This is a genomic window from Lachnobacterium bovis DSM 14045, assembly GCF_900107245.1.
Classification (GTDB): Bacteria; Bacillota; Clostridia; order Lachnospirales; family Lachnospiraceae; genus Roseburia; species Roseburia bovis.
The window spans coordinates 1-2,307 of the sequence record NZ_FNPG01000053.1; the positions used below are offsets into that span (position 1 = coordinate 1).

Annotated in this window: 2 protein-coding genes; both read right to left on the minus strand. The window is 35.2% G+C overall.

The genetic code is table 11. From position 1 onward, the window contains the following. Window positions 1-748: ATP-binding protein (locus tag BLV79_RS12325; protein WP_074719265.1), on the minus strand; the 748-nt coding region annotated here is incomplete at its 3' end. Further along, the gene (istA, locus tag BLV79_RS12330; RefSeq protein WP_074719266.1) at window positions 748-2,058 is read right to left on the minus strand and encodes an IS21 family transposase; all 1,311 of its coding nucleotides are present in this window, start codon (window positions 2,056-2,058) and stop codon (window positions 748-750) included. The genes istA and BLV79_RS12325, both read right to left, overlap by 1 nt. Window positions 2,059-2,307 lie beyond the last annotated feature (249 nt).

The window sequence follows — 2,307 nt, forward strand, 5'->3', positions numbered from 1 at the left end:
CACATTTGCTTCCACGATAGCTGTTTCCTTTAATCATAAAAACCATCGCATCGTCAAATATTCTATCAAGTGCGCAAAGTAAAGAAGAATCTTCTCCGAAGTATTCACCCCATTTATCAGGGCTCTTATTACTTGTAAATATCATATTGTTTGGACCATCTTTACTATAACGTCTATCAATTACGTCAAAAAACATTCTGGTATTTTCTTTATCAAAGACACATCTACCAACTTCATCAATTATTAAGCATGCAGGATTTACTAATGCATTTATTATTGCACTTTCACGTCCCTGACGTCTGGCATCAGTAAACTTTTGATTTAATTCTGTGGCTTTAAGAAAATATGATTTATATTCATTTTCAAAACATAATCTTCCATATGCCATTGCCAGATGAGTCTTTCCTACACCCTGTGGACCTATAAAGGCTAAATTCTTATGAGCATACAAAGTTGATAGAGAAGATAAATTTTTCAAAGTATCCACATTCTTTCCATGTATTCTCGAAAAATCAAAGTTTTCAAATGTCTTTGGCTCTCTTGATGGGATTCGACTCATTGTTTTAAGCATTTCAACCAGATGAGTATGCCTTAAGTCTTTCATGTGATTAAGAAAGTCAGCTATTGCTTGAATCTGCTCATCATTAAACGCTTCATCTGAACAAAATTGTGCAACTTCCTGCGAAGTAATACTCAACTTCAGATAGGAAGTAATACTTTGTATTTCGTTGTATATATTTACATCCATTATTCGCAGTCCTCCTCAAAGTTGTATTTACTAAATCCTGGATTATATTCGGGAGGATCAATCTGTTTTATTCGTGTTGTGATTGGAGCGGTTGGAGTTTCTTCTTCCTGATGAATTAGATACTGATCCCTACAATAACTATCCCGTCTGCTCCAAGTAACATCATGTGATGTAAGTATCTTTGTCATGTTGTAATCGTAAATATATAAAACATATCCATCTCGCTTTACACGACAAGTCTTTTCTGTATACCAATAAGGTACTCCAAATCGTCTTCCCTCATATGTTACAAAACCATCAAAAGAAATACATCTGGGAGGGCATAGATAAAATGAGAGTTCAGGCGATGCTTCAAGTAGTGGAGCTACCTTAATGCAGCTTGAAGAATGTTTATCATTAGGAATACAGTCAACAGCTCTATGATAAGCTGCATTCTGAGCATTACACCATCTGAGGGCATCATAATTGAGGTCTGTGAGTTCTGTAAATATACGCCCTGCAAGGAAGTTTTCTTTTACAAATCTTACTAATCTTTCAACAGCACCCTTGGTAAATGGATGTCGAGGTTTGCAAAGTTTTGTGTCAAATCCGATATTCCCCATAAATAATTCATAATCCTTTTGCCAGATAGGTTTATTATTATAATCCCTTTTTATAACGACACTTTTCATGTTGTCTGTAAGAACATATCTTGGAACGCCCATATACATAAAGGCATGTATCATACCTATGAAAAGATTCTCTTGTTTTGCATTAGGAAAGAATTCTATATATCTCTGCCCACAATGGTGGCATATCATAGCAAAGCAGGCTATTTTATAACTTTTTCCATTCGCAGTATCAACAGTAACAAATCCCCAATCCATTTGATAGGATTCTCCGGGACCTGTTTCATAACGTCGTCCGCGGTTTCCCTGTGGAGATACTATTTGTCTCTTGGCTGGTATCAGATACTTATGGCCTTTAACATAGTTTTTGACAGCACTTTTACTTCCTGCATATCCAACTTCACAGATTCTGCCATAACATACAGATGCATTGGATACACCTTTAGATAACAAGTCATTGAGAATACCAGAAAATGCCTCTATTACATTATTATTGGATGTTCTACCACTCAATCCATGAGGTTTAACCACAAACTTGTTAGCTTTTAATCCTCTAAGTTTTCCTCTGGATATACCGGTTCTTCTCTCAAGTTCAGCGAGATTAACCTTATCAATATTAAATTTTTCACCTAATTCATCCTTTATTTCATTAAGTGCTTGTGTTAAAATTTCTTGTAAGTCATTACGATTTTTCTCATTCATTCTAATATACTGGTACATTGGCTAATATCAGTATAAAGGATATAAAATAAATCGTAATGGCTTTTTTTAGTTGAACTTTTATGGCTAATTTCTCCCGTCACTATTTTGGTTATTTTAACCTATCTGTATTTGGTTATTTTTGCCTGACTCTAACAATGAGAGAACGGCGCTCGTCATCAACAGCCTCCGACGAGAATTCAAACTAAAAGACCTTCTCTCTTATACCGGCATGCCAAAAGCAACATATAT